This is a genomic window from Chryseobacterium sp. KMC2, from assembly GCF_016756935.1.
GTDB classification, from domain to species: Bacteria; Bacteroidota; Bacteroidia; order Flavobacteriales; family Weeksellaceae; genus Chryseobacterium; species Chryseobacterium rhizosphaerae.
This window is the reverse complement of the sequence record NZ_JAESIT010000013.1, coordinates 66,526-92,974: the sequence shown is the minus strand read 5'-3', so window position 1 is coordinate 92,974 and position 26,449 is coordinate 66,526. Positions and strand designations below refer to the sequence as shown.

At 35.1% G+C, this 26,449-nt stretch carries 34 protein-coding genes and 1 other RNA gene; 6 read left to right on the top strand and 29 right to left on the bottom strand.

Annotation, left to right across the window (positions count from 1 at the left end; all coding sequences use genetic code 11):
• The first annotated feature begins 43 nt into the window (after positions 1 to 43).
• The gene (locus tag JML65_RS15930; RefSeq protein WP_047495759.1) at positions 44 to 964 is read left to right on the top strand and encodes a bifunctional riboflavin kinase/FAD synthetase; all 921 of its coding nucleotides are present in this window, start codon (positions 44 to 46) and stop codon (positions 962 to 964) included.
• Between the two features lie 46 nt (positions 965 to 1,010).
• On the opposite strand, the gene JML65_RS15925 is transcribed toward JML65_RS15930, so the two are convergent.
• Positions 1,011 to 1,514, bottom strand: coding sequence for a YbaY family lipoprotein (locus JML65_RS15925; RefSeq protein ID WP_237390906.1), 504 nt, complete (start codon positions 1,512 to 1,514; stop codon positions 1,011 to 1,013).
• A 99-nt stretch (positions 1,515 to 1,613) separates the two neighbouring features.
• Complete coding sequence (locus JML65_RS15920; protein WP_047495765.1) at positions 1,614 to 1,970, bottom strand: MmcQ/YjbR family DNA-binding protein; 357 nt, start codon at positions 1,968 to 1,970, stop codon at positions 1,614 to 1,616.
• A gap of 140 nt (positions 1,971 to 2,110) precedes the next feature.
• Here JML65_RS15920 and JML65_RS15915 point away from each other — a divergent pair, with 140 nt between their 5' ends.
• On the top strand, positions 2,111 to 2,767 hold the full coding sequence (locus tag JML65_RS15915; protein WP_202271388.1) for an NAD(P)H-binding protein: 657 nt from the start codon (positions 2,111 to 2,113) through the stop codon (positions 2,765 to 2,767).
• Between the two features lie 27 nt (positions 2,768 to 2,794).
• Here JML65_RS15915 and JML65_RS15910 read toward each other — a convergent pair whose 3' ends face one another.
• The 13 genes from JML65_RS15910 to JML65_RS15850 all read right to left on the bottom strand — a co-directional run bounded on the left by JML65_RS15910 (position 2,795) and on the right by JML65_RS15850 (position 14,397).
• A complete protein-coding gene (locus JML65_RS15910) occupies positions 2,795 to 3,310 on the bottom strand; it encodes a VOC family protein (RefSeq protein ID WP_317194080.1) in 516 nt (171 codons plus the stop codon).
• A gap of 77 nt (positions 3,311 to 3,387) precedes the next feature.
• Entirely contained in the window at positions 3,388 to 3,963 is a 576-nt protein-coding gene (locus JML65_RS15905; protein WP_084083954.1) for a glutathione peroxidase, read from the bottom strand.
• Positions 3,964 to 3,999: 36 nt separating this feature from the next.
• Positions 4,000 to 4,662, bottom strand: a complete 663-nt coding sequence (locus JML65_RS15900; RefSeq protein WP_202271387.1) for a histidine kinase — start codon at positions 4,660 to 4,662, stop codon at positions 4,000 to 4,002.
• Between the two features lie 147 nt (positions 4,663 to 4,809).
• Positions 4,810 to 5,532, bottom strand: coding sequence for a 3-deoxy-manno-octulosonate cytidylyltransferase (gene kdsB, locus JML65_RS15895; RefSeq protein ID WP_202271386.1), 723 nt, complete (start codon positions 5,530 to 5,532; stop codon positions 4,810 to 4,812).
• Positions 5,533 to 5,670: 138 nt separating this feature from the next.
• Positions 5,671 to 6,651, bottom strand: a complete 981-nt coding sequence (locus tag JML65_RS15890) for a phosphatase PAP2 family protein (protein ID WP_202271385.1) — start codon at positions 6,649 to 6,651, stop codon at positions 5,671 to 5,673.
• A 204-nt stretch (positions 6,652 to 6,855) separates the two neighbouring features.
• Positions 6,856 to 7,200: a four helix bundle protein gene (locus JML65_RS15885; RefSeq protein WP_317194081.1), complete on the bottom strand. Its 345-nt coding sequence runs from the start codon at positions 7,198 to 7,200 to the stop codon at positions 6,856 to 6,858.
• Between the two features lie 29 nt (positions 7,201 to 7,229).
• On the bottom strand, positions 7,230 to 8,483 hold the full coding sequence (locus JML65_RS15880) for a pyridoxal phosphate-dependent aminotransferase (RefSeq protein WP_202271384.1): 1,254 nt from the start codon (positions 8,481 to 8,483) through the stop codon (positions 7,230 to 7,232).
• 28 nt (positions 8,484 to 8,511) lie between these two features.
• Positions 8,512 to 9,408: a hypothetical protein gene (locus tag JML65_RS15875; protein WP_202271383.1), complete on the bottom strand. Its 897-nt coding sequence runs from the start codon at positions 9,406 to 9,408 to the stop codon at positions 8,512 to 8,514.
• Between the two features lie 17 nt (positions 9,409 to 9,425).
• Positions 9,426 to 11,141 (bottom strand): phospho-sugar mutase, encoded by a 1,716-nt coding sequence (locus JML65_RS15870; protein ID WP_202271382.1) that lies wholly within the window; start codon positions 11,139 to 11,141, stop codon positions 9,426 to 9,428.
• 194 nt (positions 11,142 to 11,335) lie between these two features.
• Complete coding sequence (locus JML65_RS15865; protein ID WP_047495796.1) at positions 11,336 to 12,037, bottom strand: GIN domain-containing protein; 702 nt, start codon at positions 12,035 to 12,037, stop codon at positions 11,336 to 11,338.
• A 207-nt stretch (positions 12,038 to 12,244) separates the two neighbouring features.
• Positions 12,245 to 12,634, bottom strand: a complete 390-nt coding sequence (locus JML65_RS15860; protein ID WP_202271381.1) for a lipocalin family protein — start codon at positions 12,632 to 12,634, stop codon at positions 12,245 to 12,247.
• A 198-nt stretch (positions 12,635 to 12,832) separates the two neighbouring features.
• Positions 12,833 to 13,783 (bottom strand): glycosyltransferase family 2 protein, encoded by a 951-nt coding sequence (locus JML65_RS15855; RefSeq protein ID WP_047495800.1) that lies wholly within the window; start codon positions 13,781 to 13,783, stop codon positions 12,833 to 12,835.
• Between the two features lie 17 nt (positions 13,784 to 13,800).
• Entirely contained in the window at positions 13,801 to 14,397 is a 597-nt protein-coding gene (locus tag JML65_RS15850) for a DUF4199 domain-containing protein (RefSeq protein WP_047495803.1), read from the bottom strand.
• Between the two features lie 132 nt (positions 14,398 to 14,529).
• Between JML65_RS15850 and ffs the strand changes: the two genes are divergently transcribed.
• Positions 14,530 to 14,627, top strand: an RNA gene (ffs, locus tag JML65_RS15845) — signal recognition particle sRNA small type.
• A gap of 99 nt (positions 14,628 to 14,726) precedes the next feature.
• Here the strand turns inward: ffs and JML65_RS15840 are convergent.
• From JML65_RS15840 to gyrA, 8 genes are all read right to left on the bottom strand, one after another.
• The gene (locus tag JML65_RS15840) at positions 14,727 to 15,413 is read right to left on the bottom strand and encodes a metal-dependent hydrolase (protein WP_202271380.1); all 687 of its coding nucleotides are present in this window, start codon (positions 15,411 to 15,413) and stop codon (positions 14,727 to 14,729) included.
• Positions 15,414 to 15,531: 118 nt separating this feature from the next.
• Positions 15,532 to 15,819 (bottom strand): hypothetical protein, encoded by a 288-nt coding sequence (locus JML65_RS15835; RefSeq protein WP_202271379.1) that lies wholly within the window; start codon positions 15,817 to 15,819, stop codon positions 15,532 to 15,534.
• A gap of 5 nt (positions 15,820 to 15,824) precedes the next feature.
• Positions 15,825 to 16,091 (bottom strand): hypothetical protein, encoded by a 267-nt coding sequence (locus JML65_RS23880; RefSeq protein ID WP_237390905.1) that lies wholly within the window; start codon positions 16,089 to 16,091, stop codon positions 15,825 to 15,827.
• A gap of 15 nt (positions 16,092 to 16,106) precedes the next feature.
• The gene (locus JML65_RS23875) at positions 16,107 to 16,271 is read right to left on the bottom strand and encodes a hypothetical protein (RefSeq protein WP_237390904.1); all 165 of its coding nucleotides are present in this window, start codon (positions 16,269 to 16,271) and stop codon (positions 16,107 to 16,109) included.
• 18 nt (positions 16,272 to 16,289) lie between these two features.
• Positions 16,290 to 17,219, bottom strand: a complete 930-nt coding sequence (gene menA / locus JML65_RS15825) for a 1,4-dihydroxy-2-naphthoate octaprenyltransferase (RefSeq protein ID WP_047495814.1) — start codon at positions 17,217 to 17,219, stop codon at positions 16,290 to 16,292.
• Between the two features lie 88 nt (positions 17,220 to 17,307).
• On the bottom strand, positions 17,308 to 18,144 hold the full coding sequence (locus tag JML65_RS15820) for a 1,4-dihydroxy-2-naphthoyl-CoA synthase (RefSeq protein WP_047495817.1): 837 nt from the start codon (positions 18,142 to 18,144) through the stop codon (positions 17,308 to 17,310).
• Positions 18,145 to 18,298: 154 nt separating this feature from the next.
• Positions 18,299 to 19,324 carry a tetratricopeptide repeat protein gene (locus JML65_RS15815; protein ID WP_047495819.1) on the bottom strand — a complete coding sequence of 342 codons (1,026 nt, stop codon included), beginning with the start codon at positions 19,322 to 19,324 and terminating at the stop codon, positions 18,299 to 18,301.
• A 28-nt stretch (positions 19,325 to 19,352) separates the two neighbouring features.
• Positions 19,353 to 21,938, bottom strand: coding sequence for a DNA gyrase subunit A (gene gyrA / locus JML65_RS15810; RefSeq protein WP_047495822.1), 2,586 nt, complete (start codon positions 21,936 to 21,938; stop codon positions 19,353 to 19,355).
• Positions 21,939 to 22,086: 148 nt separating this feature from the next.
• Here gyrA and JML65_RS15805 point away from each other — a divergent pair, with 148 nt between their 5' ends.
• Positions 22,087 to 22,401 (top strand): DUF4286 family protein, encoded by a 315-nt coding sequence (locus tag JML65_RS15805; RefSeq protein WP_047495825.1) that lies wholly within the window; start codon positions 22,087 to 22,089, stop codon positions 22,399 to 22,401.
• A 111-nt stretch (positions 22,402 to 22,512) separates the two neighbouring features.
• On the opposite strand, the gene JML65_RS15800 is transcribed toward JML65_RS15805, so the two are convergent.
• The 4 genes from JML65_RS15800 to JML65_RS15785 form a co-directional block, all read right to left on the bottom strand.
• The gene (locus JML65_RS15800; RefSeq protein WP_047495828.1) at positions 22,513 to 22,740 is read right to left on the bottom strand and encodes a hypothetical protein; all 228 of its coding nucleotides are present in this window, start codon (positions 22,738 to 22,740) and stop codon (positions 22,513 to 22,515) included.
• Positions 22,741 to 22,872: 132 nt separating this feature from the next.
• Positions 22,873 to 23,364 (bottom strand): GNAT family N-acetyltransferase, encoded by a 492-nt coding sequence (locus tag JML65_RS15795; RefSeq protein ID WP_047495831.1) that lies wholly within the window; start codon positions 23,362 to 23,364, stop codon positions 22,873 to 22,875.
• A 5-nt stretch (positions 23,365 to 23,369) separates the two neighbouring features.
• Positions 23,370 to 23,882, bottom strand: coding sequence for a DUF421 domain-containing protein (locus tag JML65_RS15790; protein WP_047495833.1), 513 nt, complete (start codon positions 23,880 to 23,882; stop codon positions 23,370 to 23,372).
• A 118-nt stretch (positions 23,883 to 24,000) separates the two neighbouring features.
• Positions 24,001 to 24,420 (bottom strand): DUF6640 family protein, encoded by a 420-nt coding sequence (locus JML65_RS15785; RefSeq protein WP_202271378.1) that lies wholly within the window; start codon positions 24,418 to 24,420, stop codon positions 24,001 to 24,003.
• Between the two features lie 175 nt (positions 24,421 to 24,595).
• Between JML65_RS15785 and JML65_RS15780 the strand changes: the two genes are divergently transcribed.
• Complete coding sequence (locus tag JML65_RS15780; protein ID WP_237390903.1) at positions 24,596 to 24,949, top strand: winged helix-turn-helix transcriptional regulator; 354 nt, start codon at positions 24,596 to 24,598, stop codon at positions 24,947 to 24,949.
• A gap of 158 nt (positions 24,950 to 25,107) precedes the next feature.
• On the top strand, positions 25,108 to 25,653 hold the full coding sequence (locus JML65_RS15775; RefSeq protein WP_202271377.1) for a DUF3828 domain-containing protein: 546 nt from the start codon (positions 25,108 to 25,110) through the stop codon (positions 25,651 to 25,653).
• A gap of 33 nt (positions 25,654 to 25,686) precedes the next feature.
• Here JML65_RS15775 and JML65_RS24140 read toward each other — a convergent pair whose 3' ends face one another.
• Both JML65_RS24140 and JML65_RS15770 read right to left on the bottom strand, forming a co-directional pair.
• The gene (locus JML65_RS24140; protein WP_081989218.1) at positions 25,687 to 25,821 is read right to left on the bottom strand and encodes a bacteriocin-like protein; all 135 of its coding nucleotides are present in this window, start codon (positions 25,819 to 25,821) and stop codon (positions 25,687 to 25,689) included.
• Positions 25,822 to 25,970: 149 nt separating this feature from the next.
• The gene (locus tag JML65_RS15770) at positions 25,971 to 26,375 is read right to left on the bottom strand and encodes a hypothetical protein (protein ID WP_047495847.1); all 405 of its coding nucleotides are present in this window, start codon (positions 26,373 to 26,375) and stop codon (positions 25,971 to 25,973) included.
• Between the last annotated feature and the right edge of the window lie 74 nt (positions 26,376 to 26,449).

The window sequence follows — 26,449 nt, the reverse complement described above, 5'->3', positions numbered from 1 at the left end:
ATTGGCACATTATTTCTATATTTGCAGTCAAAATTTTTCCGTTTTGAAAGTTTTCAAAAATTTTACAGATTATTCTTCTCAAAAGCCTTTAGCATTGTCTTTAGGTATGTTTGACGGGGTACATCTTGGGCATAAAAGCATCATTGATGAATTGATAACAATAGGTACAGAAAACAATCTGGAAACAGCGATTCTTACTTTTTGGCCACATCCCAGGTTTATTTTTAATCCTAATGAAGATCTAAAGCTTCTGAATACATTAGAAGAAAAGAAGCAGCTTATTGAAAAATATGGTATTGCTCATTTATTCCTGAAAGAATTTGATGAAGAGTTCAGAAATTTAACCGGCGAAGAATTTGTGCGTCAGATTTTAATTGACAAACTCAATGTTAAGTACCTGATTATAGGTTATGACCATTCTTTCGGAAAAAATAAAAGCGGAAATTTTGAATTGCTTCAAAAATTATCCAAAGAACTTGATTTTGAGGTTGAACAAATGGAAGCAATCAATATTCACGAAAATAATATCAGTTCAACGAAAGTACGTAATGCTCTTTTAACCGGACACATTAAAGAAGCCAATGAAATGCTGGGGTACTCCTACTCTGTTTCCGGAACTGTAGTTCACGGAAAAAAGATCGGAAGAACCATTGGTTATCCCACAGCCAATATCGACACAGAATCAATCAAGCTATTACCTAAAAAAGGAGCTTATATTGTTGAAGTTGAAGTAAAAGGAAATCAATATAAAGGGATGTTGAGCGTTGGAACCAACCCAACGGTAAACGGAGAAAAGTTAACTGTTGAAGTGTATATCCTTGACTTTGACGGAGATATTTATGATGAGAAAATTACAGTCAGGTTCAGAGACTTCCTTCATGATGAAATAAAATTTGAAGGACTGGAAAAACTGATTGAAAGACTGGATGAGGATAAAAGATTAACCGAAGAATTTAATTTTTAAAATAAAAACTGTTTCATACAATGTGCATGAAACAGCTTAATAATTTTTATTTTAGTATTTTTAAATAGACCTTTTGTGGTTCACCGTTCAATTTCACATTGGGGAATTCTTTATCATGGTCTATATAGATATCTCTTTTTTCACCTGCTTTACCGTTTCCGTCAGAATCCCATTCTATTGAGACATAATATTTCATACCTTCTGCAGCTTTGGGGTCAATACGGCTTGCAGCATCTTTAGGTATTGGCAGGTCAATAGTGAAAGGAACTGATGTTTGCTCATACTCTTTTTCTGTAATTAATGTAGCGGGAGCATCAGCTAAAAGTGGATCATGGGCATATAAACTCACCTTCAATTTTGGGTTTTTTATGGTAAAATGATCTGTACCCGTAAATTCTAATTTTAAGTTTTCCTGATTATCAGACGGATTTGATTTTTCAGATTTTGCCTCAGTATTCTCAGAAAGAGGTTTCTTATCACTCTTATTACAACTGAATAGTGTAACGGATAATACTCCTGCAGCCATTAGTAATGTAAGATTTTTTTTCATTTAAATTTTATTTTGTGAATATGATTTTCAACTATTTACTGGGAAGCAGACAACAAAATGCATGCCTTAAAAAGAATATTGGACACCTTATTCTCCGTCTTATAAAGACTCATTAATTGCATTCTGAGCCTTCTTGGTTAAAGATTTAAATACCAATTCATAGGAATGATCTATTAACTTTAAGATGAGTTCTCTCTTTAAGCCATCTAGTGAAACGGAATTCCAATGGGTTTTATTCATATGATAAGCCCCTGTAATCTGAGGATATTGCTCACGAAGCTCTGCACTCCACTCAGGATCTGTTTTCACATTAATGGCTAATGGCTGTCTTTCAAGTCCCATAAGCAAAAACATTTTAGTGTCCACTTTCATCACAAGAGTTTCGTTATCAAAGGGAAAACTTTCCGTAACTGCTTTTTTGGCAAGACAATAGTCTAAAATTTCGTTGGCATCCATGTTTTTCGTTTATAGGTAGCAATATAATAAAAATGATGATGTTCTGAGATGTTGTTTAATAACAGAAAAAATATATAAACTTTAAATCAAATTTAGTAAATTTAAGAAAGGAAAATACCATCACCTCAAAATAGATTGTTATGAAAGCTCTAGTAATCGGTGCTACAGGCGCTACAGGAAAAGATTTAGTCAATCAGTTACTCAATGACAAGGATTTTGAGGAAGTGGATATTTTTGTGAGAAAACCTGTTGATATTGAAAATGAAAGGCTTAAAGTTCATGTTGTCAATTTTGAAAAACCTGAGGAATGGAAAGAAATGGTGAAAGGAGATGTTGCATTTTCCTGCCTGGGAACTACTTTAAAGGATGCAGGAAGCAAAGAAGCCCAGAAAAAGGTAGATTTTGATTATCAGTATGAATTTGCCAAGGCAGCCAAAGAAAATAATGTAGAGGATTATATTTTGGTTTCTGCTTATGGAGCTAGTCCTAAGTCTAAAATCTTCTATTCCAAAATGAAAGGAGAGCTCGAAGAAGCTGTAAGGCAATTACATTTCAATAAAATTACCATTTTTAAACCCGGAATGCTTGAAAGAAAAAACTCTGGAAGAACGGGAGAAGTTTTGGGCAGCAGAATTATAAAGTTCGCTAATAAACTTGGATTATTGGAAAGTCAAAAGCCCTTGCCTACGGATATTCTGGCAAAGGCAATGATTAATTCTTCAAAGATTAAAAGTAATGGGTACTCTAGTATAAAACTGGGCAATATTTTTTGTTTCGCAGAGAAAACTAATGAATAGCGATTGTTAATTGAGGAGTCTTACGCATTACTTTGTCGTTTTACTCTTCATCTTTTGCCCCAATTTTTCATATTCAATGTCGTTAGGTTCCCAAAGTTCTATTTTATTTCCTTCAGGATCCATGATATGAACAAACTTACCGTATTCATAGGTCTCCATCTTATCGACGATTGTTACATTTTCTTTTTGAAGCTCTTCCACGAGTTTTTCAAGATTTTCTACCCTGTAATTAATCATAAAGTCTTTTTCCGAAGGTTGAAAATAGTTAGTTTTTTCATTGAAAGGACTCCATTGGCTAAATCCTTTTTTAGAGTTATCAGCTCCCTGATACCACTCAAAAACAGTTCCATATTCATTGGTTTCAAAACCCAAATGATCTTTGTACCAGTCTCTCATTTTTTTAGGATCTTTGGATTTAAAAAAGATTCCGCCGATACCGGTCACTCTTTTCATATGATCAGATGTATTTTCTGTACCTGCTTTAAATGCAAATCCTAACATAAAGGAAGCCAGGATAGAAATGATAAAGATTATTTTTTTCATGGAAGTATAAATTTATTTTAAAATAAAAAAAGTGGATGTTAACTAAACATCCACTTTGTAAATATACTTTTTTATCTTTATTTCAGATACTTTGTAATAGCATCATCTGTAGGTTTTGTAGTACTTACAAAAGTATCTACTAACTTTCCATTTTCATCAATTAAGAATTTTGTGAAGTTCCAGAGAATACTTGTATTTTTCACTCCATTTAATTCTTTTTCTGTCAAATATTTAAAGATAGGCGCCGTATCATCTCCTTTTACAGAAACTTTTGCTGCCAATGGAAAAGTTACTCCATAATTTTTCTGGCAGAAAGCACCGATTTCCGTATTGGTTCCCGGTTCCTGACCACCAAAATTATTGGCAGGAAAACCTACGATTACCAATTTATCTTTGTACTGCTCATATACTTTTTCCAGATCCGCATACTGTGGGGTAAAACCACATTCTGAAGCTGTATTGACAATAAGGATTTTTTTTCCTTTGAAATCTGCAAAATTAATTTCTTTGCCATCCAGACTTTCTACTTTGAAGTCATATATTGTTTTTCCCATAAGTTCTTTGGTTTTAGCTTGAGAAAGTTCGCTTTTTTGATTCGTGCAGCTTTGCAGAAATGCTATAAAAGAAAGCATTAGTAAAAAAATATTTTTCATTTTTTATAGATTTTTTTGCAGCTAAACTGCGTTAATTTAAAACTTAAAAATATTAGCAGGAAAAACTTTGTTGATATCAATTTTATTAAGCAACATCACATAATCTCCATCTTTTTTAGAACTTGAAGATTCTATTTTGAATGGCATTGTAAGATTTCCTACTTTTTTATAATCTGAATACACCATCGTTTCATCTTTTTTAACTTCTTTTAGAAGCATATAAGTTTTTGCATCAAAATAATACATATTCTTATTGACATTCTTTGTAAGCTCAACTTTATGACAGTAGATCTCTCCTACTTTTTCTTTTCCAAGGTATTTAGCATCAAAACCTTTGCTTTCCCAATCAATGAAATCATTATCAAAACTTTCAGAAACATATTCAGGATATTCCTGAAGTTTGTTGGTCGCATAGTTCATTGCATACCCTTTATTCCCATCAAACCCTTCTATTGCCGTATCTTTTCCGTTGATGGTAATCACTGTTTTGGTGAGATTTGGGCGCTGTTGATAAATCTTTATAGCATATTCATCTTTAATTCCCAAAACTACTTTTCCCTGAAGCAACACTGAGTTTAAAAGTTTCCAATTGGTTAATCCTCCGGACAATTCAATGTTTTTATCTATAATTTCTTTTGCGGTCTGCGCAAAAGTAAAATGCGAGAATATCAGGGCAAATACAAAAAGTAATTTCTTCATTAATTTTATTTATAAATTCAAATATAAGGGGATTTGACCGAAAAAGCAAGAAGCCCAATAAAGCAGAGAAAGTGAATCAACTCATTGGGAATTTACTAATCCGCTGGTTTTCTTTATTCACTTTTAAAATGACTCGATTCTCAAATTTTAAATTAATTTTCTCGCTTTTTCCAAATCTTCAGGAGTATCAATGCCTACTCCAATGAAGTTGGTTTCTATCATTTTAATCTTCATTCCGTATTCAAGATAACGGATACATTCAATTTTTTCTGATATTTCAAGAGGTTTCATCTCCAGTTTTGAAAACTGCAACAGCGCTTCTTTCCGGAATGCATATACTCCGATATGTTTAAAATAATCTACGTGATAAGAAGTTTCTCTGTGAAAAGGAATTACAGATCGGCTGAAATACAAAGCAAAACCTTTATTGTCTGTAATTACCTTTACATTATTGGGATTTTCAATTTCCTCTTTTTCCAGTAATTTTATTTTTAAAGATGCTAATGAGATTTCATGCTGATCATCATTTTTAAAGACCTCGATCAATTGCTGTAAAGGTTCCAGTTTTAGGAAAGGTTCATCACCCTGGACATTGATTACAATATCGCAATCAATAGTCTGTACTGCTTCTGCAATACGGTCGCTTCCCGTCTCATGCTGTCCTGTCATTACAGCTTTTCCTCCATTTTTTACAATTTCATCAAGGATAATTTGAGAATCAGTTGCTACAAATACCTCATCAAACAGACCTGTCTCCACAACATTCTGATAGGTTGTGATAATAACGGTTTTCTCTCCTAAATTCTGCATTAATTTTCCCGGAAAGCGGCTTGCTTCATATCGGGCAGGAATGACAGCGATTATTTTCATTAAGTAAACAATTAAGTATTATTAAGAAGTTACGATCTCCCTTCTCAAGGAGGAAGAATAATAGTTTATATTCTGATCAAAAGTAATAAAAAACTTTCTTATGGCACTGTTTTTATGCAATAACTCAGCTTTATTAAATCAAAAAGAAACTTTCACTCCTACCATATTATATTCCCATTGGCGGGATGCAAGAAAATCGAGTTTATATCTTGTATTTTTAGCATGAGGATCCGAAACTGTAAATCTGCTTCTTGAAATTGTTTTTCCGATGAAATACCCCATCAATAAGGCTAAAGGATAATCTGAGGCCCAGTGAACCTTACTCTGCATCATTTGAAAACATAATGCTCCTGCTAAAGTATATCCTACAGGCTTTATCCATTTTGCATCGGGATAATTGTCTGCAATAACCGTTAACCCGGCCATAAATGTCGTTAAATGCCCGGATGGCATTGCATCGTAGTTTGAGGTATTTTTTCCAAATGCTGAAAAACTTGGAAAAGGATTCCAGGCACCTCCTTTATTGCCATTTGCTTCTGCTATAAAGGGGCTTTCTCTTCCGGTAACTCTTTTGATCGTTTGGGTAAAGACTCCTGAGAGGATTAAACTTTCCATTAACCCGCTTGCCGTAGCCTGAGCCCGGTAATCATTTTTGATTACACCATAAACTCCAAAACCAATCCCGGCCAATACTACCGTAGACCCATTTCCTATCAGATATAAGGTAGATCCAATATCTTTAGGAATTTTAAAAACACCCCCTACTTTGCTGTAGGTATTATCTTCGCTCATCCCCCATTTCTCGGCAATTTCTCTCGAATTATCCGTTAATTTCTGATCCACAGGTATCAGAATCAGGGTTGCTGCAAGTGCCCCCCCTAAATAATAGGCATGATCTTTTGCGACAAAGTCTTTATTGGTATTGAGAAAATTTCGGGGTAATTTGGTTACAAAATCCAGCAGTTTAGGCTTTGGATAGGTTCTGACAGAACCGTCTTTTAAAGTATACGTTTGAACTTTTGGCTGTTCTTCAGGCAATTCCTGAATTTTTAAAGTATCAACCTCTTGTGAGCACACCCATATTGACGCCGGTAATAGCAGAAATCTCAGTTTTTTCATCTTTGTTTTTTTCAGGCCTATTTTATTCTTATAAAGCCCCCCAAAGGTAATTCCAAGTTCGTTTTAAGCAAAATGTTTACTTAATTTTTAATATTTATTTAATTTTTTTTCTATAAAATAATAATCGATATTAATTCATATATTTAATCAAATAAATAATTCCGTACATCCATGAGACGTACGGAATTATTTTTTAGTTATGGGTTATAAATTTTTACTTTTTGTTGTCAATATAATACTTCGTATTATTTTTAAAATTTCTGAAGCCTGATTTCTTACATCTTCAAATTCTTCTTTAGAAATATACTCTGTAGTAAATAAGAGCTCCAACCAATATATTGTTTCATCACATTCCTTTTGAGAAATTGAGAGATTATGAATAAAATCCCTTTTACTCTGACCATTCAAAGCTTCTCTAATATTTGCTCCAACAGGAGTTTCTGAGCGCAATATTTGTTTGGAAAGAACAAATTCTTTTTTATCAGCAACAAGCTTTTTATAAATTGTAATAATATTTACTGCCAGCTCAAAACTCTTTTTCCCAACAATACTTTCACTTATAACTTATAACTTATAACTTATTTTAAGGCATTCAATGCATTTTCCAGTTTTGGAAGCATCACTTTAATTTCATCAATGGCAAGCCCTCCTACAGAAGCACGGAACCAAGGTTCAGATTTTTCTTCTCCAAATGCTGAGAATGGTACCAAGGCAACCCCGGCATCATTGATTAGGTAGAATACAAGATCAGAAGAGTTTTCAATAACTTCTCCATCCGGTTTTGTTCTTCCGATATAATCTAATTTAATGGTAAGATAAAGTGCTCCCATCGGCTCAATACTGTCTACAGCCAGTCCTTTTCCTTTTAAATCCTGGATTCCCCCATGAAGAACTTTTAAGCTGTTTTCAAGCTTCCCTTTGAAATCTTCCACGAAAACATTTACATTTTCCGGGTTTTCATAGAATTTAGCGGTCGCTTCCTGTTCTGGTTTTGGTGCCCAGGCTCCCACGTGTGTAAGAAGTGCTTTCATTTTATCAATAATATGAGCTGGTCCGAATCCCCATCCCACACGTACTCCTGTTGCAGCAAGGCATTTAGAGATACCATCGATATAGATTGTATATTCTTTCAATTCCGGGAAAAGAGAAACTGGATCTACATGCTCAGCTCCAAAAGTAAGGTTAGAATAGATTTGGTCATACATCAGGTATAACGGTTTTTCATCTGCTCCTCTCTTCTTGTTTTCAGCAATCACCAATTCACAGATCTCTGAAAGCTGCTCTCTTGTAAACATTGTTCCGGTAGGATTCAATGGCGAGCAAAGTGCCAGTAAAACAGCTCCATCCAAATGAGGTTTTAAATCCTCTGCAGTAGGAAGGAAGTTGGTTTCAGGTTTTGTTTTTACCTCCACAGCATTGGCAGAAGTAAGATACGCATAATGGTTGTTGTTCCATGAAGGAGTTGGATAAACGATTTTATCACCTTCATCCACAATGGTTTTGTAAACGGCATAGATCAACGGTCTTGAACCTGCGGTGATCAAAATATCGTTGGGCGCATAATCCAGATTCCATCTGGTTTTCAAATCTTTGGAAACTTCTTTTCTTAAAGATAAAAGTCCGTTTGCAGGTGGATAATTCGTCAGATTATTCTGATAGGCTTTCTGAATTTCTTCCTTCAGCAATGCTGGAATAGGATAGATATTAGAATTCAGGTCACCAATAGTAAGATTGGCAATTTCTGCTCCTTTTGCTTTTAGATCATTTACTTCGTTACCAATTTTTACAATTTCAGAACCGATCAGGTTCGCTGCTAATTTTGAAACTTTCACTTTTATTCTTATTTAAAATTTACTAATATTATCTTCTTAAATTGAGCTTCTCACCTATCTGATCCTCAGGGGTATGAGCATCATAAGCGGCTATTAGTTCTTTAGTTTTTTTTGCGGTCCTGGAATTAGGGTATTTTTTGATAATTCTGTTGTATTCTTCCATTTTGTCATCAAAAATTTTTCCTTCTTCACTGTCATAAATCAAATCACTATCCATTCCCAGAAGATAATCTGATAAATAACTATAATAATTATCTGTTATTGATTTGATTAATTGACTTTTAGGATATTTATTCATTAAATTTTCCCAAACGATCAACCGGTCTCCCAATTCTTCCCAGGTTATCATCAGACCTCCGTTTATAGCGTAATTTTCCTTGTTATCTTTCGCCATCTGCGAAATATAAGCACTATAATCAGGGGTTACTTTATTCTTAAAAACAGACTCATAATATCCTGGCAATGAATGAATTTCGGTAAACCCTTCTCCCATTTCACGGAACTCAAGACCTGCTTTATTCAGTTCGGCAGCCATTTTCTTTATATTATCCGGCAGATTATAGGTATCCGGTCCTGTATGATAATCAATATACTTATCGAGTATCTCAGTTTGAGAATCATTAAAACAATCCGTGTATTTGTCTCTGATTTTCACATAATCTTCATACACTTTATTGTTCTGCTCCGGACTGTTTCCTGCAATCTCTTTGTCTATTTTAGTACGATACCATTGTAAAGCTGTAATATAATCCTCAGTCTTATTTTCTGAAGAACATGCTGTATCAATCGGTTTATACTGATCTGCGGGGGCTTCGTTTTTTGCAATAGAATCGTTTACCGGCTTTATGTCAGAAACTGCAGTCTCTTTCTTACAGGAAACTACAGCTGCCGACACCAAGCAAACTGCTATAATTTTTCTTATCATTTGCTGTCAATGGGATATTAATCCAGTTTTAAATCTGTTTTAACGGCTCCAATTTTAGCTTCTAATGATGTTAATTTGTCTCTGAAATCTGCTTCTGAAGTAACAGAATCTTTTACTGAAACATAAAACTTGATCTTCGGTTCTGTACCTGAAGGTCTTACGCATACTTTTGTTCCATCCTGGGTGTAATAGATCAGTACGTTAGACTTTGGAATATCATTCATCACCGTTTTCTCATTCTTTGAAACGTTAAAACTGGTCTGCTCCTTAAAGTCTTTAACTTCTTCCACTAATGAACCTGCCAATTCTTTTGGAGGATTTTCACGGAAGTTTTTCATCATATTCTGAATCTCTTCAGCTCCTTCTTTTCCTTTTCTTACGATGTTTACCAACCCTTCATAGTACATTCCAAGATCCTGATAAATCTCAATCATGTATTGATACATTGTTTTTCCATTCGCTTTGCACCATGCAGCAATTTCACAGGCTACAAGGATACTTCCACAAGAATCTTTATCACGTACGAAATCTCCTGTCATGAATCCGAAACTTTCTTCACCACCACACACAAATTTCTGTGTTCCTTCTGCTTCACGGATCATTTTTCCGATCCATTTGAATCCTGTAAGACCTACTTTGCATTCTACACCGAATTTCTGAGCGATATCAAAGAAGATATCCGAAGTTACAATGGTAGACCCGATGAATTCTTTCCCGGTAATTCTTCCCTGTTTTCTCCATTCATTTAAGATATAGTAAGTAAGGATTGTATTGGTTTGGTTTCCATTCAGCAACTGCATTTCAGCGTCAAGGTTCCTCACGGCAATTCCAAGTCTGTCACCATCCGGGTCTGTTCCGATCACAATATCAGCATTGGTAATTCTCGCCAGATCCATTGCCATTTCCAAAGCAGCCGGTTCTTCAGGGTTTGGAGAATCTACGGTTGGGAAATTAGGGCTTGGAATCATCTGCTCTTTAACAAGATCTATTTTTTTAAATCCTGCTTTTTCCAAAGCTTTTGGAACGGTGGTATATGTTGTTCCGTGGATAGAAGTGAAAACAATATTTAAATTTTCTTTTCCCACGTTCTGATACGTAGAGTTTTCAATACATGCATCGATATAAACATCATCCTGCTCCTCACCGATCCACTCGATCAGATCATCATTTCCATTGAATTTAATTTCGTCAAACTTCACAGAATATACTTCATTGATAATAGCTTCATCATGTGGCGGAACAATCTGCGCTCCGTCATTCCAGTATACTTTATACCCATTATATTCTGGTGGGTTATGAGATGCTGTCAGCACAATTCCCCCATTACAGTTTTTATCACGAACAGTGAAAGATAATTCCGGAGTAGGTCTGTGATCTTTGAAAAGCAGGACTTTAATTCCATTGGCAGTCAAAACATCAGCAACCAATTTTCCGAATTCTTTTGAATTGTGACGAACATCATAAGCAATTGCCACTTTAATTTCCTCTCCTTTGAACTGCTTCAGCATATAGTTGGCAAGCCCTTGAGTAGCCTGTCCCAGGGTATATTTATTTAAGCGGTTGGTTCCTACCCCCATAATGCCACGCATTCCTCCTGTTCCAAATTCCAGCTCTCTGTAAAAAGAGTCTTCAAGATCAGGCGAATTGCTATCAATCAGTGATTGTACTGCATCTCTTGTTTCTTTATCGAATGTATCATTTAACCAAAGTTGCGCTTTTTCTAATGTTGTCATATTTATGTCTAATTTTTTTAAGCTAGAAGAGGGAAGCTGGAGGCAGGAAGTTATATTGTGCCTGGCTTCAAAATTCCGGCTTTGTTTTTATTTTTTAAATTTTTATGCTTGGAGGAAAAATTTTAATACGGAAAACAAGAAGTTTAAAAAAATACCATTACTCCCATCTTCCAGCTTCTGCCCTCCAGCTACAATTACTCTAATTTTTTATTCTCAACTTTCGTTGTCTTATCAATTTTAAAGGCTCTGATCGGATCGTTATAATAGATGAATTTTGCAGTATTCTGCACATGTCCTTTTAAAGAATCTTTTACATTCACTTCAGCATAATTTCCATTTTTAGAATCAATATTCAGATTGGTAATTTTCCAGTAAGGAGCAATTAAACTTGCTGTATCTGAAATTTTAATCACCGCTTCTTTGGTCAATCCTAAAAAGTTGGCTCTGCTTCTGTTATGCATTTCCACTTCAGCCCTTCTTGTATTGACAGATCCCATAAAAGTAGCATTATTTTTCATGCTAAGTCTGAAATTATCTGTCTTTATTTCACTTGAAATATTCATTTCTACAGAATCAGAAACAGCTACTTTTTCAAGATTGTATTTTGAATAAATGGTCACATTATAAAAATCTACACCTTTTGTACCTCTCTTTTCTTTGATGGTAAGTGTTTTATTGTTTACATCCACATCAAGATTACTGGCTACATTGGGATAGGTTTCTATTTCTACAAAATTTTTCGGGCCTCTGGCATAAAACACCCTGAATTTTCCTTCCAAATCCAGATTGACAAACTCTGAAACCTCCACATCCTTCTTCTCAATATTTCCTTTTGGAGAAACTTTCCCACAGGAAACTACTGCTACCAGCATCAATGTGTACAATACTTTCTTCATATTTATTTTTAAAATATTCTATATATTAATGGTAATGATCAGGCATGATCATTCTTACTGAAATTTCCTGAGGTTATTTTCATACCCAATTCAGGAACTCACAATAATATTATGTAACAAAAATAGGATTAAAATTTTTAAAAAACTTTGTCATTTGACAATAAAATACCTGATAATTTTCAATTTTTTGACTTTTTTGGAGTCCACCTATTCTTCAGCCCTTTTTTGATTCAGTTTTTTATACAGCCAGGTTTTAGGATTTTTAGTCATTGAGAATAGAAGCAGGTAATCGTGGTTGATATAAGTAATCTTCATTTGTGCTGTATCTTTTAAGTCATTATATTTCATTTTCAATATATTATTTCTCTTTTGGTATACCCCACTATCATCCATTGAAGAAAAAGACCTGTTTTTGTGAAAAGTAAGAACCGCTGTTTCATGTTGAGAAGTCTTTTCTTTTTGAATCAATGGACTTACCTCCTGCTTTTCGCCATCATAAACATCTACAAATTGCCATGAACCAATGAGTTGGTTAGACGAACAGGAAAACATAAGAAACAGGGGAAAGAAAACGGAAAGAAGTCTGAATTTCAGCATTTGATTATTAATTTCTGTAAAAATAAAAAATACCTCAGAAAATTTCTGAGGTATTGTATTGTTTTATTGAGATAGAATATATATTGGACCACCCCGTCAAATCTACGATTTGCCATCTCTCCAAAGAAATGGAATGGTCATGTATCAGATGATTGTTTTAATAAACATTATAATTACACATCATCAAATATATTATCCTTATATCACATCATCAATATTATAATTCTTATGTTCACGGTTGGTTCTGATGATCATTTCTCCCAAGAACCCTGCCACAAACAGTAACGTTCCCATGATCATCATTGTTAATGCAATATAGAACCAGGGATTATTGGTAATTAAATGTCCATAAATTCCTCTGGCCACATCAATCAGCTTTGAAACTCCCAGCCACAATGCTGAAAGAAAACCGAAAATGAACATTACCGTTCCTACGGCACCAAAGAAATGCATAGGTCTTCCTCCAAAACGACTTACAAACCAAAGGGTTACTAAGTCCAGGAAACCTCTGATAAATCTTTCTGTTCCAAATTTGGAAGTTCCGTAAGGTCTTGCCTGGTGCTTTACTTCTTTTTCTGTAATTCTTCGGAATCCTGCATTGGCAGCCAATACCGGAATATAACGATGCATATCTCCATATACGTCGATGGATTTTACCACTTGTCTTTTGTAGGCTTTCAAACCACAATTGAAATCATGAAGTTCAACTCCGGAAACTTTTCTTGCTGCCGCATTAAACAGTTTTGATGGGATATTTTTTGTCATCACATTATCAAAACGCTTCTTCTTCCAACCGGAAACAATATCATAATTATCATTAATTACCATATTGTAGAGTTCCGGAATTTCTTCGGGAAAGTCCTGTAAATCGGCATCCATGGTGATCACCACATCTCCGTTTGTTCTTTCAAAAGCAGCATGAAGTGCCTGTGATTTTCCGTAATTTCTGGAAAATTTAATTGCGTGGATCTGAGGATATTGTACTTTTAAATTCTCAATAATACTCCACGATAAATCCGTACTTCCATCATCTACAAACCAGATCTCATAAGATAGATTACCGGTTGTGCAGACCTTATCAATTCTTGAAAAAAGCTCTTCCAAAGAGTCTTCTTCGTTCAGTAACGGAATAACTATAGATAAATTCATTTAATTTTTAATAAAAATTAGGCTTGATTTGTTTCTTCTGGCTGAATTGTCTTTGTTCTGAAAAACGCACCGAAAAACACCGACAAAACTACGTAAAATATAAGAATTGCTGCAAAATATCCTGAAAAATGACTTGCGGTAAGCATATCTTTTCCTTTTACAGCCTCTGGAGTGAAGCTTTGTAACCTCTCTTTGTATTTCTGATCCAGCTCATCAATGTCTTTTTGATGTTTTAAAATCTTTCTTGCAGAAGTATATTCTGTATCCAATTCTGATTTTTGTCTTTGGACATATTGGTAATTCAGCAGCTTTTTAGCATCCGTATCTGCAAAATTTAAGAAAGCATAAATACTGAAAATAGAAAGGATTCCTCCGATAAACATCGGAACAAATGCTCTCTTGAAAGCTTCTCTAAAACCCATTTTATGGTTATTCCAATATGATTTTACAGACCAGAATGCTGTAGCAGCATAGATGACAGGCAACACGAAAGCATTGGCTTTCAGTGATATATCAAAATAATTGATTCCTGAGAAAAATGAATACACTACAAAGAAAATGATCATTGTAGCGATAAAAAGTATAATTCCTAATGTTGATGGACTTTTCGTCATATTTAATTTTTTAAGAAAAAAGTTGAAAAATTATTCTCCTAGATGTCAGCTGTTTAGCTCTACCACTGCATTTTTTCAACAAATTTTCTTTGATAAAGTTTTGAAGTTTATAAATTATTCCTACCTTTGCAACGGCAAGTCCTAAACAACCAGCTCCTGAGAATCCTCCAGGGTGGGAACGCAGCAAAGGTAATCGGTCGTAGCGGTGTGATTTAGGTAGCTTGCCATTTTTTTTTGGTTTAAGTTGAGAGAGGTAATTTGATAATTATCTTTTTTTGTTTTTAATACCTTACACATCATTTTCTAATTTTCAGATTACCCCAATTTTTTTAAAATTCGAACTCCTCTCCCAATTTTGGTAAAACAAGTTCTACATTTCTGTCTGCAAAATGCTTTAATGCACTTTCATGATTAATTTCAATTGCAGGGAAAGTATCAAAGTGGCAACCGATTACTTTTGGTGTCTTTAATAATTCTGCTGCTGCAAAAGAAGCTTTTCTCGGACACATCGTGTAGTGGCTCCCAATAGGAAGTATGGAAAGATCTATATTCCCGTATAACCTTGGAAACAGCTCCATATCAGCCATTACTCCTGTATCACCAGCCAAATAGATGTTTTTACCCTCAGGAAGTCTGAAGATATACCCTACAGGAACCCCTCCATAGCTCCCATCCGGAAAAGAACTTGTATGGTGAGCCGGAACCATGGAAATTTTAAGATCGTCGATTTTTGCCGATCCTCCTAAGTTGACATCGTCTGTATTCTTTGCTGATTTAAAATAACCACATACTTCAGGAACTCCAATTATGGTAGCTTCCGGATAATGTTGCAACACTTCACCCACATCAGCGATATGATCACCATGAGCATGTGTCAACAGAATATAGTCGATTTTTTGAGCAGTAATGTCAAATCCTGACTCCGCTCTTTTGTAATTGTAGAAAGGGTCACTCAAAATTGTTTTGTCCTTATAGGTGAACAAGAAGCAATTTTGCCCTAAGAATTGTATTTTCATTTTCAATTTAATTTTCAATTATTATTCAACACAAATGACTCAAATGATTTTCACAAATAGCACAATATTATGCTAGTGACCTTTGTAAAAATATTCTTGTCATCTGCGTCTTTTTAATTTAAGAACATCCCATTGGTGATTTCAAAAAAAACTCATAAATCAACAGGCATGTTGGTATTATTATTAAAATCTGGAGCACCAATAATGGTTTCATTGGTTGTAATTTTCCAACTAATACATAAAACCCTAAAACGGCATTAGAAATAATTATCAAGGTAATCAAGGCGGGAATAAAATCAATTTCAAGAATTGACATACCTCCCCTTAGCTCTTGAATTAAATAATAAACAAGAGATAAGGCTAAAGCAATAGATATACAAGAAGTTACTTTTAAAGCGGTCTTCATATTGTCTATTTTTGAGGAAATTTATCCTCAATCAGCCTCAGGTTGATTCCATGTTCCAGGTAAGCTTTACAGCCATCTAAAACCGTTGTAAAACCACCTGTATTATCATTGATTATTTTTAAAAGATCTTCGCCGGTTTGGCTGAATCCATAGCTTTTAATAACAACAAGGGTTCCTTTTTCCATTGCTCTGAATTCATAATCTACATGCGTTGAAGGCTCTCCCCATTCCGTTTTAATCAGTTGGTTAGGAATAATCTGATGAACTTTCACCTCGGATTTTACGCCCTACATTTCCCATTCCCAGATTATGGTTTTACCCTCTTCTAATTTTCCGGTAGATTTTGTAAACCAAAAATTAGTCGTCAATTCAGGATTGATGAATGCTTCAAAAACATCTTCAATCGATTTTCTGATAAGCATTTGCGCTTCAACATAGATTGTAGAACTCATGATAATATATTTTTAGATTTAGTGAAATAAATTAAGCCCTGCTGCCGTAAGGATTGCCATAATGAAAGTCATGATACCCACCTGCTTCAGATACTGATCTAATTCTTTAGGTTCTTTTACCGACATTATACTTCTCCTTAATTTTGCAAGCGGAAACAACAGGATCATTACAATAAATACATAATAGTTCTGAGCCTGTATAAACCCGTTAACTCCTAAAAATATAAGGATCAATACCAAAGGAAGTTGTAAAAGGATCATTTCATAGATCATTGCATTTTTAAACCCGATCCTTAAGGCAAAACTATTTTTTCCTGATAGTTTATCGCTTTCAATATCCCTCATATTGTTAAGGTTTAAAACAGCCATACTCATCATCCCTACTGCCGTTCCCGGCAACAGCATATCCCAGCTGAATGTTTTGGTAAACAGGAAATAGCTTCCGCATACAGAAACCAGCCCAAAAAAGATAAATACGAAGATGTCTCCCAATCCCATATATCCGTAAGGTTTTTTACCTACTGTATATCCAATAGCAGCTAAAATACTTGCGACTCCCAGTCCTATGAAAATATAGAATTCGTTCATATAGTTTGGAATGAAAGCTACATACAGCAAAGCGACTGTAGCAATGAAAGACAGTGCTGCAAAAAGAATGACTGCATTTTTCATCTGCTTGGCCGTAATTTTTCCTGAGGCAACAGCTCTTGATTCAGCTTCATTGATTCTCCTGGCATCTGTTCCTTTTACTCCATCGCCATAATCATTGGCATAATTTGACAAAATCTGATATAAAAGTGTTACCAGAAGTGCCAATGCAAAAATTTTCCAGTCCCAGGTTCCCCCTTCTCTGTAAAGCCTCCATTTTGCAATAAAAGCTCCCATAATAATTCCGCTTAAAGAAAGCGGCAGTGTTCTTAGCCTTGCGGCTTTTATCCAATCAGTCATAATTTGTATAATGTAAAATGTATGATGTACAAAGTAAAAGTCTAATGTATTGAATCATTAATACATTTTACTTTGTACTTTTTACAGTTTATGATATCCATTGATCTTCTCCGAAGTTCGGTTTTCTTTTTTCAAGGAAGGCATTTCTTCCTTCTTTTGCTTCTTCCGTCATATAGGCAAGACGTGTAGCTTCACCGGCAAAAACCTGCTGCCCAACCATACCATCGTCAGTAAGGTTCATTGCAAATTTCAGCATTCTGATAGAGGTTGGAGATTTCTCTAATATTTCCTGTGCCCATTCATAGGCAGTATCTTCTAATTCCGCATGTGGAACTACTTTATTAACCATTCCCATTTCAAGAGCTTCCTGAGCAGAGTAATTTCTTCCTAAAAAGAAGATTTCACGAGCTTTCTTCTGTCCTACCATTTTAGCAAGGTAAGCAGATCCGTACCCGCCGTCAAAACTTGTTACATCAGCATCTGTCTGCTTAAAAATTGCATGTTCTTCACTTGCTAAAGTTAAGTCACATACTACGTGAAGAGAGTGGCCTCCACCAACAGCCCATCCTGGAACAACCGCGATAACTACTTTCGGCATAAAACGGATCAAACGCTGAACTTCAAGAATATTCAAACGATGTCTCCCGTCTTCTCCCACATATCCCTGGTGTCCTCTTGCTTTTTGGTCTCCACCACTACAAAAAGCCCAGCCTCCATCTTTCGGGCTTGGTCCTTCTCCTGAAAGCAATACCACCCCTATAGAAGGATCTTCATAGACGTCATAAAAAGCATCATATAATTCTGAAGTTGTTTTAGGTCTGAAAGCGTTACGTACTTCCGGTCTGTTGAAAGCAATTCTTGCTACTCCATTACATTTTTTATAGGTAATATCTTCGTATTCTTTGACGGTTTTCCACTCAATCATCTTATAAAAATTTTTCTCAAAGATACGGAATTACAGAGAATTTTTGGGGTGAAATTTATCGATCTCTGCTACAAAAAATAAGGACTTTGTGGTCCTAAAAAAATAAAGCCGGAACATTTCTGTTCCGGCTTTATCATTATTTTCTTTACAGCTATTATTTCGCTTTAGCACTAAGCTCAGTTTCTTTAGCTTTCATTTCTTTTACTTTATCTATATTCTTTGTAACAACATAGATTTCTTTTAGTGCAGAAACGGCATCCAGACTTTGAGGTGCTGCTTTGTACCATGCTTCAGCATAAGGTAAAGCTTTAGCAAATCTCTCTTTTCTAGCATCAATCAATTTAGTAGCTTCATCCGGCTTATCTTTTCTCAAAGCATTGATCTCAGTTACAATCTTAGAATCATCCCCAATAGTAGTATACACAAGGTTTTGGTGTGCTTCTGCCATAGTAGGTTTAACCTCTATTGCTTTTTTGAATGATTCAATGGCATCTGCTGTTGTTGCTGGATTCTTAGACTGCATTACCCCAAGGTTATACCAGTTTGTAGCATCAGCAGGGTTTTTAGCCAACTGTTCTTTTAGAGTCCCAATAAACTTTTCAGTATTTCCAGACTGGAAATAAGCAGTACTTTGAGCTTCTTTAAGCTTAGCATTATTAGGATATTTAGCCAATCCTTTTTCTATAACAACAAGAGCTTCATCTGTTTTCTTTGCACTAAGAAGTAATGAAGTTAAAGTTTCATACAGATCCGGCTCTATACTTTTTGACTGCTCAGTTTTAAAATCTGAATAATCAGTATTTTTTTTCATTAGCTCCCAAGTAGCCTTATCTAAATTAACAACCTGTCCGGATTTCTTATCTTTTGCAGTATAAGTAGTCTCTACTCCAGTAAATCCGGAATTGATAAGATCATTATATATTTTAATTGCAGGATCAGTATTGTTTGCCAGTGCATGACTAAGCCCTGCATAATACATATAGATCTTATTATCCTGACCGTTAGCCTTCAATAAGTCATAAACTTCTACAAACTTAGGGGCAGCAGCTGCATAATTTTTTGCATTATAGGCATCCATAGCAGCTGTATTAGCCGCCTGTAGCTGAGCGTTTACATCTTTTTTCTGTCCAAAAGCAAAAGAAGATGCTACGATAGCCATACCTAAAATAAGTTTCTTCATAATAACTATTTTATATTAATTGTACAATTTATTCTTCAGAATCAGAATTCTCATTTTCCTCTGCTGTATTTTCTTTTTCAGCCTGAGGTGCTCCATCATTTTCCTGGTTATCAGTTACAATTTCTATCCCTTCTTCTCCCTCTTCAATTTCTTCTTCTACATCTTTATCCATTTCTACTTTTGCAATTGCTGCAATTTCGTCATTCTTCTTAAGGTTGATTACTTTTACTCCCTGTGTATTTCTACCCATTACTCTCATTTCATCCATCCCCATTCTGATAGCAACTCCGGATTTATTGATGATCATCAATCCATCTTCATCTGTTACATTCTGAATAGCAATCAGGTTTCCTGTTTTCTCGGTAATGTTTAGGGTAATAACTCCTTTTCCTCCTCTGTTTGTAATTCTGTAGTCTTCTACTGCAGTTCTTTTTCCGTATCCTTTTTCAGATACCACAAGTACTGTTTCGTTCTCCACATCATTCACAACAATCATACCAATTGCTTCGTCACCTTCTTCAAGAGCAATTCCTCTCACCCCGATAGATCCTCTACCTACTTCTCTTACTTTTTCTTCAGGGAAACGGATACACTTACCATTTTTGGTAGCAATCATAATCTGGGAAGTACCATTTGTAAGGTAAGCTCCTAATAATTGGTCATTATCTCTGATCTCAATAGCGTTAACCCCATTAACCCTTGGTCTTGAATAAGCTTCAAGTGACGTTTTCTTAATGGTACCGTTTTTAGTTACCATCACTACGCTCATTTGGTTTACATATTCGGAATCTTTCAGGTTGTTGGTTCTGATATACGCTTTGATTTTATCATCCGGTTCAATGTTGATAAGATTTTGTACCGCTCTTCCTTTTGAAGTTTTAGAACCTTCAGGAATTTCAAATACTCTTAACCAATAACATCTTCCTTTTTCTGTAAAGAACAGCATATACTGGTGGTTGGTAGCAGAAACAATGTACTCCAGGAAGTCTTCATCCCTTGTCGTTGCTGCTCTGTTTCCTACACCTCCTCTACTTTGAATTTTGTATTCTGAAAGTGAAGTTCTCTTAACATATCCCGCATGCGAAATAGTAAGAACGACAGACTCATTTGGAATAATATCTTCAATAGACATTTCTCCTCCTGAATAATCTATCTCCGTTCTTCTCTCGTCACCATATTTTTCTTTGATCTCAAGTAATTCTTCTTTGATAATTTCGAATCTTCTTGGCTCATTCGCTAAGATATCTTCCAAATTCTGAATCTCTTTCATAATGGCATCATACTCATCACGGATTTTATCAAGCTCCATTCCTGTTAAACGGGCTAATCTAAGATCCAGAATCGCCTGAGCCTGAATTTCTGAAAGCTCAAATGCCTCGATTAGGCCTTCTTTTGCTCCCTGAGGATTGGCACTATGACGGATAATAGAAATTGCTCTGTCCAGAGCATCCTGAGTTCCGATCACCTTCATGAATCCTTCCAAGATATGAGCTCTTTCTTTCGCTTTTTTAAGCTCAAACTGAGTTCTTCTTACAATTACTTCATGTCTGTGCTCTACGAAGTGGTGAATGATATCTTTAAGATTCAGCTGTTCCGGTCTTCCGTGTACCAAAGCAATATTGTTAACACTGAAAGAAGTCTGAAGTGCTGTATATTTGTACAGTAAGTTCAGGACAACATTCGGAATAGCGTCATTCTTCAATTCATAAACAACACGAAGTCCGTTTCTGTCTGATTCATCTCTGATCTCATAGATACCCGGGATTTTATCATCTTTAACGAGTTCAGCAGTTCTGGCAATCATTTCCGCCTTGTTCACCTGATAAGGGATCTCAGTTACAATAATTGCATTTCTGTTTCCAATTTCATCAAAGCTTACTTTAGCTCTCAAAACAACTCTACCTCTTCCTGTATGGAAAGCATCTCTTACCCCGTCATATCCATAGATAATTCCACCTGTAGGAAAATCCGGAGCAATGATATGCTGCATCAGCTCATCAATTGTTATTTCTCTGTTATCAATATAGGCACAGATAGCATCTATAGATTCTGATAAGTTATGAGGTGCCATATTGGTGGCCATACCTACTGCAATCCCTGAAGTTCCGTTTACCAAAAGGTTGGGAACTTTAGTTGGCATTACTGTTGGCTCCTGCAAACTGTCATCAAAGTTATTCTGAAAATCAACTGTTTCTTTATCAAGGTCTGAAAGAATCTCATCAGAGATCTTCTTTAATCTTGCCTCAGTATAACGCATTGCTGCTGGTGGGTCACCATCCATTGAACCGAAGTTACCCTGGCCATCCACCTGAGGATAACGCAAGCTCCAGTTCTGAGCCATTCTCACCATTGCATCATATACAGAGGAGTCTCCGTGCGGGTGATATTTACCTAAAACATCCCCAACAATTCTTGCAGATTTTAAATATTTTCTATTAGAAAAAACCCCTAATCCATACATACCGTAAAGTACTCTTCTATGAACGGGTTTCAAACCGTCTCTTACATCCGGTAACGCTCTTGAGACGATAACAGACATCGAATAATCGATATAAGACGATTTCATTTCATCAACGATGTTGATAGGAATCAGTCTTTCTCCTTCTTTTTGCATAAACAAATTTTATTATAATGATAGCCAGACCTTTAGCTGTATGTCTGAAAATTATTTATTTCGAATTTTTATTAACGGGCTAATTTACGAAAAAATTGCCGATTTTTGTGGTAGAATTTATCCAAAAAATCTTAAAAATTCATAAAATATGAGCATATTAAGTATAACTTTCCATTGCACGAAAAATAATCTAGAAGAATGGGAAAATTATATTGATGAAACACTGGTTGTAATGACTGAAAACTTAATGGATGTAAACAAATATATCCTTTCTGAAGTACACAGTGATTATATTGAAGATGGAAAAAATTACAATCTTCTTTTGGTCTTCGATAATGATGAACTCAGAAATGATTTTATTGAAAGTGAATTAAAAAATATTGCTGAACGTGTCGAAACAAAATTCGGACAGGAAGTTATCATCTTCAATACTTTTTTGAATCCTAAGAAATCCAGATTTTAATATCAATAAAATGGACAGAGGCTGTTCACCAGCCTGATATGAATCTATAATATATTTTATAGTCAGAACATAAAAAAAGAGGTTATTATTTTAACCTCTTTTTTTTATTCATTATCTGTGATGGCCATGACCACGACCTTTATGATGACGACCGCGACCTCCATCTTCATAAATATATACTTTTTTTACCTGGCCGGGAGCATAATATCTTGCGCTTCCTCCATACATCTTCTTTGCCTGTCCCGGCGGAAGCCTTCTTCCGTGGTGTTCATGGACCACACAAGACGTTAACATCAGCATGACCGCACCTGCTCCCATGATTTTAAACATACTTTTCATTATTTTCACTTTTTCAAACTTAGTTGCCAAAAGATAACAAGGTTAATGCCAAATTGTTTAAAATTCCAGATTCCGGATATAAAGCGTAAAGTCTATAATGGATAAAACGGTTTTATCAGTGTTGATATTTTGTTAAATTATTTCACTTCTTTTTTCAAACATTATAAGATCTTTCCATTCTCCGTTGAGCTTTCCTATTTTCTTGCGAACTCCCACTATTCTGAAGCCGTTTTTCTGATGGAATTTGATAGACATCTCATTTTCAGGAAAGATATTGGTCTGTAAAGTCCAGAATCCGTGATCCTCGCTATCCAAAATCATCTTTTTAAGCAATACCGACCCCAATCCCTTACCCTGGTAATCTTTATCGAAATAAATGCTTACTTCTGCAACTCCTTTATAACATTCTCTTTTACTCACCAGTTTCAAGGCACACCATCCTACGATTTCGTTATTCTCATTTTCCAATACCCAGCGACAGGCGTTGAAGTATTCCATATCCCAGGCTTCTACAGTAGGAACTTCTGTTTCAAAAGTGGCGATACCACTATCAACTCCCTGCCTGAAAATCTCAAGTACCCGAGCCCCATCATTGGGAAGCATTTCTCTTAATTCGTAATTCATTCTATTTAATGGTATTTTCTTTTATTTTTTCTTTTGATTCTCGTATAATGAGTCTGTTTGCTTTTCTCATCTTCAGAAACCACACTGATGTTTCCGTCAACTTCCAGCACAGACAGCTTTACCTTCTCTATTTTATCAATGCCATGTTCTCTGATTGCTTCCTCCAGTTCACTTTCAGTAATCTTCACTCTGTTCAAGGCGATCTGATCTACAATTCCATCTTTGATAAGAACTACCGGATCATCTTCCATAAATGTTTCAAAGGAGTGATTGGAAAACATCAGTCTTTTTAAAATGAAGTTAGCCAAAAACAGGACCAATGCAGCAATAAGGCCTCCCTGCAAAGAAGTATCCTGTCCCACCATTGCATTCTGAACAGCATTGGAGATCAGCAGCAACAAAACAATATCTCCTGCATTAAGCTGGGATAATTGGTTTTTCCCAAATAAACGAATGGCAATCACCATGAAAAGGTAAACGCAAAGGGAACGAACTACAACATTAAGAATAGGATCCACGGCTATTTTTTATCTATTCAAATGTATTAATTTTTATCATTCCTTATTATAATTGAGTTGATTTTTTACCAATCCCTGAAAGAACAATAATCAGATTCCCTGTATTTTTAAGAATGCATTATTTTACTTTATCTAAGTGTTTTGATTCTAAAATATAGGCCATTATAAGCAGCAGAAACATAACCCCGTCTAATATGAACTGTACAGGCCACTGACCAGGATAAGAAAACTCCGGATCAAACAAGGCAGTTCCCGGAAATAAAATAGACATTGCCTGCGTTATCCAATAAAGACTGGCAAAGATGATTGAGAGCCTAAAAACGACCCATCTATCCCCTTTCTGGACCCAAAGAAACCACAATGACAAAAGTCCAAGCACAGCACCGAAGAGCATGGTCTGTGCGTTATGAAATTTTGCATGTGGAGGCCAGCGGGGATTGAAAATATGGGTATGATTCCAATCAGCGATATATGCTCCAAAAAGAGTGACTAAGGCAACTAAGGTTACGAGTACCTTCCCTGTTGTTATTGATTTCATTTTTAGTAAATTATTTTTGTTAGGATTAAATTATAGGATCTTATTATTTGAAAAAAGACGGTTTGAATACCCTCAGCTTTTCATATAATAAAGTTAGTTACTTTTGTATATGCTTTATTAGCTGGTTACCAAAAGGTAATCCGGATGACAGTTTAACTACAAAATTTATGGAGCGATGAACGGTAAAAAAGAAACACATAAGGATTGTGAAGCAGGAATGCTTTATTTACAGGACACACTGGAAGCAATCCATGGAAAATGGAAAACATTGGTCTTATTTTCTATTATGAATGGTAACAAACGCTTCAAAGAAATAAAGAATAGTATTCCTAAGATCAATGGAAAAGTTTTAGCCAAGGAATTAAGAGATCTCGAACAGAATAAACTTATCAACAGAACGGTTCACGATGATTTACTTACGATTATTGAATACACCCCCACTCAACATACCGCCACATTACAATCTGTATTTAAATCTATGATCGATTGGGGAAAAATTCACAGAAAGAAAATCATTGAAGATTGGTAGGCTTTATTGTTATCTTTTTATTTCGCTGAGCAGTAATCTACATCTTTGATAAAGCAATAAGATCATCTTTGATAAACATTTATTCTCCTTAACATCAGCTCACTGCATTACTGATTATTGGTATAAGATTTGGTTGTTTAGCTAAAACCAACATTAAAATGGTGAAACAACTATTCCTATACATAAGCGTCCTACTATTTTTTATAGGCTGTAAAGACCGTAAAACACAAAGTACCCTATCTCCCAATACGGCAATTGCTATAAAAGTAAATGAACTCTATACAAAGTATGGAAAATCCAATGAAGCTGTATATAACCAGCCTATTCCGGATGATTTATTTTCCCCGGACCTAAAAAAGACTTTGCAAAATGCCATAAATGCTTCAAAAGCAGATATCGAAAAAGTAAAAAAAAGTGATCATCCGGATGAGAAACCCCTGATATTTGAAGGGGCTATTTTTTCAAGTTTGTATGAAGGCTATACTGCTTACAAGATCCAATCTATGGACATTCACAATGCTTCAGCCCAGGTGCTCGTCCATTTTGAGTACAATATGACCTATCCTACAGTATCATGGACAGATACCATACATTTGGTGGAACGTGATGGGAGCTGGAAAATTGATAATATCACCTTTGATTCTATCGGAAATTCTAAAGATCTTAAAACAAGAATGAAAGAGTTTGTACAAAGTACCCGTTAAAAGAAAAACCGCTTTTACAAGCGGTTTTTCTTTTTATGGACATTGAACGATTGGAATCTCACTGCAAAAAACTTTATTTGCCCATTCGCAATACGTACAATATTGTTTTGGCTCTCCTCCGTACACTGATTTCAAATCTAATTTAGTCAGTTTCTTTAAATTTTTCATATCGTTTTAATTTTATGGTTGAGCAAAATTAAACGAATCTTAGTAATTGATATTACAATTTAATATTCAAAATTTTCATTATTTACATCTTTTTTAGATGAAAATCAGAAAAGAGTCTGCCTTGTTTTATTTACAATAGGCTGTGAGTACTATCTGTTATTAATTTCTACGGTTACAGGCATTACATACGTATAGGCAACCATATTGTCACTTATTTTTTTGCGGTCTACTCTATAATCAAGTTCGCTTAGAACAGACTCAATTTCCTTGCTTACGCTTTTGCAATCGCCACTGGAATGAACATTCACAATTTTTCCGTTTTTTGCAATATCAAATTTTACTACTGAATTCACTGTTCCTTGTTTATATTCAGGATTGGTAAGATCAAAATTAGCGATCAGCTGAGTCCTGATGTCATTAAAAGTTTCGCTTTTATTCAATTGAATTTCCTGGATTGTATTATGATCTGTCGTTTGTGCCTGAGCAATATTCACTACCGCAGAAAATCCAACAACGAAAAGTAAAGCGGTCAATATTTGAATTTTATTTCTCATAACTGTTTGGTTTTAAAGATTATATTTGGATTTATTCTCTATCTCTTACTCAAAGTTATTAAAATAATTCATAC